We start from the raw sequence: 6,436 nt of genomic DNA on the forward strand, positions 1-6,436 counted from the left end.
CCTCCTCCACCGCGCGCTCGTTGATCTCATCCAACACGGCATCCGCCGACTCGCGGTCCAACGTGTGATCCGCAGCAGACAGCTTCCGTTCGGAATACGTGTCGGGCACCTGCTTAACCAGAACGACGATATTCATGGACGACCGAACCTTCATAGTTGTGGGAAATCGCTGCGACGTTTCATCGCGGTGCGCGTGGTCTATGGGGACCGGAGGCTGATGGGGCCGCCTTGATGCCCTGCGGTTTCGTGAAGACCGCAGAGCATCACGGCGGGACGTGGTCTCAGCGACTTTCTCAGGTGTTTTGAGGGAAGCCGAGGTTGAGGCCGGCGTGGCTGGGGTCGAGCCAGCGGGTGGTGACGACCTTGCCTCGGGTGAAGAAGTGGACGCCTTCGGTGCCGTGGGCATGGGTGTCGCCGAACAAAGAGTTCTTCCAGCCGCCGAAGCTGTAGTAGGCCATCGGGACGGGGACGGGGACGTTGATGCCGACCATGCCGACTTCGACTTCGTTCTGGAAGCGTCGGGCTGCGCCGCCGTCGTTGGTGAAGAGGGCGGTGCCGTTGCCGTAGGGGTTGGAGTTGATGAGGTCGACGGCTTGTCCGTAGGTGTCCACGCGCAGCACGGACAGCACTGGGCCGAAGATTTCGTCGGTGTAGACCGACATGTTGGTGTTCACGTGGTCGAGCAGTGTGGGGCCGACGAAGAATCCGTTGCCGTCGGCGTCGAACTGCGCGGTGCGGCCGTCGACGGCGACGGTGGCGCCGGCGGCCTCGCCGGCGTCGATGTAGCCGGTGACTCGGTCTCGGGCTGCCTTGGTCACCAGCGGGCCCATGTCGCAGGAGCGGCGCCCGTCGCCGGTGCGCAGGTTCTTCGCCCGCTGGGCGATCTTGTCGACGAGGGTGTCGGCGATGTCGCCGACCACGACGAGTGCGGAGATCGCCATGCAGCGTTCGCCGGCGGAGCCGAAGCCGGCGTTGATGGCTTGGTCGGCGGCGAGGTCCAGGTCGGCGTCGGGCAGCACCACCATGTGGTTCTTGGCTCCGCCGAGGGCCTGGACGCGCTTGCCGTTCGCGGTGCCGGTTTCGTAGACGTGGCGGGCGATCGGGGTGGAGCCGACGAAGCTGATGGACTTCACCTCGGGACTGGTCAGCAGCGCGTCGACGGCCTCCTTGTCGCCGTTGACGACGTTGAACACCCCGTCGGGCAGCCCAGCTTCCTCCCACAGCTCGGCCAGCCACAACGCGGCGGAGGGGACCTTCTCCGAGGGCTTGAGCACGACGGTGTTGCCGACAGCGATGGCGATGGGGAAGAACCACATCGGCACCATCGCGGGGAAGTTGAACGGGCTGATGATGCCGACGACGCCGAGCGGTTGGCGGATCGATTGCACGTCGACCGAGGTGGAGGCGTTCTCTGTGGCCGAGCCCTTGAGCAGGTGCGGCATCCCGCAGGCGAATTCGACGACCTCTTGGCCGCGGGCGACTTCACCGGCGGCGTCGGAGAGCACCTTGCCGTGCTCGGCGGTGATGAGCTCGGCGAGCTCGCCGGAGCAGCCGTTGAGCAGTTCGCGGAAGCGGAACAAGATCTGGGTGCGACGAGCGAGTGAGGTGTCGCGCCAGGCCGGGAACGCGGCCGCGGCGGCGTCGATCGCTGCTGCGGCCTCGCCCGCCGAGGCCAGCGGCAGGTGTGCGGAGACCGCGCCGGTGGCGGGGTCGGTGACGTCGGCGAAGCGGCCGGAGGTGCCTTCGATCGGCTTGCCGGCGACCCAGTGGGTCAGTTCCTTCTTGTCTGTGGTGGTCATGTCGTCCTTCTCAGGTGCGTGCGGTCTGATCAGATGAGGGAGGTGGCTTCGACGAAGGTCTGCCGCAGGATCTGCTCGATCTCGTCGAACTCGGCCTGACCGCAGGTCAGCGGAGGCGCGAGCTGCACGACGACGTCGCCGCGATCGTCCGGGCGGCAGTACAGGCCGTTGTCCAGCAGCGCGCCGGGCAGGAAGCCCCGGACCAGGCGTTCGCGCTCCTCGGCGTTGAATGTTTCGCGGGTCTGCTTGTCCTTGACCAGTTCCACGGCCCAGAAGTAGCCGTCGCCGCGCACGTCGCCGACGATCGGCAGGTCCAGCAGCTTGCGGAGCGTGTCGCCGAAGGCCTGCTCGCGCTGCAGGACTCGTTCGTTGAGCCGCTCGCGTTCCATGAGGTCGAGGTTGGCCAGCGCGACCGCGGCCGCCACGGGGTGCCCGCCGAAGGTGTAGCCGTGCGGGAAGCTGACCTTCGGGGCGAGGAACGGTTCCACGACCCGGTCGCTGGCGATCATGGCTCCGATGGGGCTGTAGCCGGAGGTCATGCCCTTCGCGCAGGTGATGATGTCCGGGACGTAGCCGAACTTGTCGCAGGCGAAGGTGGTTCCGTGCCGGCCGAACGCGCAGATGACCTCGTCGGAGACCAGCAGCACGTCGTGGCGGTCGCAGATCTCGCGCACCCGCTCGAAGTAGCCGGGCGGCGGGGTGAGGCAGCCACCGGAGTTCTGCACGGGCTCCAGGAAGACCGCTGCGACGGTGTCGGGGCCTTCGAACAGGATCGCCTCTTCGATGCGATCGGCCGCCCAGCGCCCGAAGGCCTCGGGGTCGCCGTCGAACTGCGGGTTGCGGTAGGCATTGGTGTTGGCGGCGCGGAACCCGCCCGGGGTCAGCGGCTCGAAGTCCCTCTTCATCTTCGGCACGCCGGTGATGGCCAGGGCGCCCTGCGGTGTGCCGTGGTAGGCGATGGCGCGGCTGATGACCTTGTGCTTGGCGGGTTTTCCGGTGAGCTTGTAGTACTGCTTGGCCAGCTTCCACGCCGATTCCACGGCCTCGCCGCCGCCGGTGGTGAAGAAGACCCGGTTGAGATCCCCCGGGGCCAGGTGCGCAAGTCGCTCGGCCAGCTCCGCGGCCGGGGGAGTGGCGTAACCCCACACCGGGAAGAAGCCGAGTGTTTCGGCCTGGCGGGCGGAGACTTCCGCGAGCTCGCGGCGGCCGTGCCCGGTCTGCACGACGAACAGTCCGGAGAGCCCGTCGAGGATCCTGCGGTCCTGGTCGTCGTAGATGTAGGCGCCCTCGCCCCGGGTGATCACCGGGACCGGGCGGTCGTTTCCGAGGCGGTCGAAGTGCGTCCACAGGTGTCGCGCGGCGGTTTCCGCGGTGGGGGTGGCGGTGCGCGGTTTGTCGGCGGTGGTCATGCGTTCCTCCGTGAACGGGTCGGGCGGGTCGTCAGCTGAGGGCTTCGTCGAGGCTCACCGAGGGCAGGCCGTGCGCCCGGGCGACCGGGTCGTGGGTGATGTGCCCGGCCCAGGTGTTGAGGCCGTTCGCGAGGTGGGCGTCCTGGCGCAGCGCGTCACGCCAGCCGGCGCCTGCCAGGGCGAGAACGTGCGGCAGGGTCGCGTTGGTCAGCGCGAGCGTCGAGGTGTTCGGCACGGCGCCGGGCATGTTGGCCACGCAGTAGAACACCGAGTCGTGCACCGGGTAGGTCGGCGCGTCGTGCGTGGTAGGGCGCGAGTCGGCGAAGCACCCGCCCTGGTCGATGGCGATGTCGACCAGGACGCTGCCGGGCTTCATCCGGCTGACCAGGTCGTTGCTGACCAGCGTCGGAGCCTTCGCGCCTGCGACCAGGACCGCGCCGATCACGAGGTCGGCGTCGAGCACGGCACGTTCGATCTCCAGAGCGTTGGAGGCCACCGTGCGCACCCGGCCGCCAAGGGCCCGGTCCAGTTCGCGCAGGCGTGGCAGGCTCCGGTCGAGGACGGTGACCTGCGCGCGCATTCCGAGGGCGATCTCGGCTGCGGCGGCGCCCGAGACTCCGCCACCGATCACGACGACGTGTGCCGGAGGCACCCCGGGTACACCGCCCAGCAGCATGCCGCGGCCACCGTTGCCCGCGCGCATGGCCTCGGCCCCGACCTGCGGCGCGAGCCGGCCCGCGACTTCGCTCATCGGAGCCAGCAGCGGCAGGGTGCCCTCGGGCGCGGTCACGGTTTCGTAGGCGATCGAGGTGATCTTGCGGCGCAGCAGCGCCTCGGTGCACTCCCGCGAGGCGGCCAGGTGCAGGTAGGTGAACAGTGTCTGGCCCTCGCGCATCCGGTCGTACTCGGCTGCGACCGGTTCTTTCACCTTGAGGACGAGATCGGCGGAGTCCCAGACCTCGTGCGCGGTCGTGGTGATCTTGGCGCCTGCGGCGATGTAGTCCGCATCCGGCATGTGCGATCCGACGCCTGCGGATTCCTCGACGACCACGTCGTGTCCCGCATTGGTCAGCTCGGCGACACCGCTCGGGGTGAGCGCGACGCGGAACTCGCGGTTCTTGATCTCTCTGGGGACTCCAACCAGCATCTACGGCTCCTTCGGGGGCGGGGTGTGGTGATGATGCTGCGGCAGCGCGGCGACCTGATCGACCGACGATGTGTCGCGAATGGGATCGCAAACCGAACACTGTGTCGGGTGGTGTCGTAGGGTGGGGAGATGGCTCTGACGTTGCGTGAGGTGCTGGACCTGCCTGCGGTTAGCCGCGGGCGGCCGCGGGTCAGAGCCGGTTCGGGGCGCCTCAACATTCCGGTGCGCTGGGTGCACGTCAGCGAACTGCCCAACGTCGCCGGCACTCTCAGCGGTGGTGACCTGGTCTTGTCGATCGGCGTGGTGCTCGCCGAGCCGGACACCGACCTGCGGGCCTACGTCGAGTCGCTGCGCTCCAGCGGAGCGGCCGGCCTCGTGGTCGAGCTCGGCCGCCACGTGCAGCGGCTGCCCGACACGCTCGTCCAAGCCGCTCGAGCGCACGAGCTTCCGCTGGTGGAACTCCAGGAATCGGTCCGGTTCGTGGAGATCACGCAGACCGTGCACGCCCAAGTGGTCAACGCCCAGTACGAACGGCTGCGGGCCTCCTACGAGGCGCACCGGTTGCTGGGTTCGCTCGGGGTCGAGGGAGCTCCCATCGACGAGATCCTCCACCGCTGCGCGCAGCTGACCGGCAGACCGGTCGTGCTGGAGGACCTGGCCCACCGGGCGATGGCCTCCGCGGGGGAACTGCCGGTGCAGGACGTGCTCCGCGACTGGTCATCGCGATCCCGCCAGGTCCCGACGGGGCCGGCCAGCACCGTCGGCGGCCCGGAGCGGTGGTTGAGCACGCCGGTCGGTCCGCGCAAGCGCCACTGGGGCCGCCTGGTAGTGCCGACCCGGGTCGACGCCGACGAGGCCGAGGACGTGCAGCTGGTCCTCGAGCTGACCGCCGAGGCCGTCACGGTCGCAGGCCTGGTCACCGACACCGACACCGAGGGACTGTCCGCGACGAAGCTGATCCGCGATGTGTTCAGCGGGCACGCCGCCGACGCCGCCACCATTCGCGCGCGTGCGCTGGCGCTGGGATTCGCCACCGAGGGCTCCATGTCGGTCACCGTCGTGCGCGGCAACGGCCGCGGCCGGACAGCGGACGCCGCACTGGTCACCGCCGTGACGAGGGCCGCTCGGTCGGTCCAGCGCGCAGCCTTGGTGGGGCGTATCCGCGAACAGATGATCGCGGTGCTGTTCGACTGCACTTCGTCGTCGGACGCCTTCGAGCTACCAGAGCAGCTGGCGGACGCGCTCGGCGATGACGTGGCGGCCGCCATCGGTGCGGGATCCGAACCGGCGGGGTGGGCCGGTCTCGCCGCCGTGCTGACCGAGGCCGAACACGTCGCCACCGTGGCGCCCGGGGCGCCACCCGGGGCAAAGCCAACAGTCAGCCGCAGCCGGGACCTCGGGCTGCGAAGCCTGCTGTGGCAGCTGCGAGAGGACTCGCGGCTATTGTCCTTCGTCGAAGGCTGGCTCGGACCGGTGCTCGCACTCGGTGAGGACAAGCGCGAGGAGGTCCTGCGCACGCTCGAGGCCTACCTGCGGCACAACGGTGTGATGGCCGAATTCGCCCGCGACATCCACCTTAGCCGCGCAGCAGCGTACGGGCGGATCCGCTCGACCGAGCAACTGCTCCAGCACGACCTCACCGACCCGGAAGAACGCACCGCGATCCACGTCGCCCTCATCGCATACCGCCAGGCGAACCGTCTGAGCTAACCCGTCTCCAGGTGCGCAGGGTGTCCTTCGAGGGACATGATCCCTTGAGCGCGGTGGGAAGCTAGGAGCCGCAGCTCGGCCACTGCGAGGTGGTCAGGCTTCGGGCTCCCAGGGACGCCCGACTATGAAGCCGTCCTGGAAGGGGTCGCTCGGGTCGAGTAGAGGTCGCTACCCCGGGGGTGGGCGGGCGCCCCGTGCCCAGCTGCCAGCCGCCTGCCGGAGTCGGGCACGAGTTCAGGGCCTTTGTCGACCACGAGCTCCGGTACGGGACCGGTCCATTTCTCCACTTCCACCGCAGCGTGCTGGGCCGTCGTGGCCTGTGACAGGCGGGAAGACGGGACGTCCGGGGTCAGGACATTGGGGTTGCCGTG

The 6,436-nt window shown here is 69.1% G+C and carries 4 protein-coding genes and 1 pseudogene; 1 reads left to right on the forward strand and 4 read right to left on the reverse strand.

Features of this window, described 5'->3' with window-relative positions:
• From E1202_RS30760 to ald, 4 genes and pseudogenes are all read right to left on the reverse strand, one after another.
• A pseudogene (locus tag E1202_RS30760) lies at positions 1–136 on the reverse strand (electron transfer flavoprotein subunit beta); the annotation flags it as partial.
• Between the two features lie 157 nt (positions 137–293).
• Positions 294–1,799, reverse strand: a complete 1,506-nt coding sequence (locus E1202_RS30765) for a CoA-acylating methylmalonate-semialdehyde dehydrogenase (protein ID WP_132686820.1) — start codon at positions 1,797–1,799, stop codon at positions 294–296.
• A gap of 29 nt (positions 1,800–1,828) precedes the next feature.
• Positions 1,829–3,208 carry an aspartate aminotransferase family protein gene (locus E1202_RS30770; RefSeq protein WP_132686821.1) on the reverse strand — a complete coding sequence of 460 codons (1,380 nt, stop codon included), beginning with the start codon at positions 3,206–3,208 and terminating at the stop codon, positions 1,829–1,831.
• A 31-nt stretch (positions 3,209–3,239) separates the two neighbouring features.
• The gene (ald, locus tag E1202_RS30775; RefSeq protein WP_132686822.1) at positions 3,240–4,355 is read right to left on the reverse strand and encodes an alanine dehydrogenase; all 1,116 of its coding nucleotides are present in this window, start codon (positions 4,353–4,355) and stop codon (positions 3,240–3,242) included.
• 129 nt (positions 4,356–4,484) lie between these two features.
• Between ald and E1202_RS30780 the strand changes: the two genes are divergently transcribed.
• Positions 4,485–6,065, forward strand: coding sequence for a PucR family transcriptional regulator (locus E1202_RS30780; RefSeq protein WP_132686823.1), 1,581 nt, complete (start codon positions 4,485–4,487; stop codon positions 6,063–6,065).
• Positions 6,066–6,436 lie beyond the last annotated feature (371 nt).

Source organism: Saccharopolyspora karakumensis, assembly GCF_004349225.1.
GTDB lineage: Bacteria > Actinomycetota > Actinomycetes > Mycobacteriales > Pseudonocardiaceae > Saccharopolyspora > Saccharopolyspora endophytica.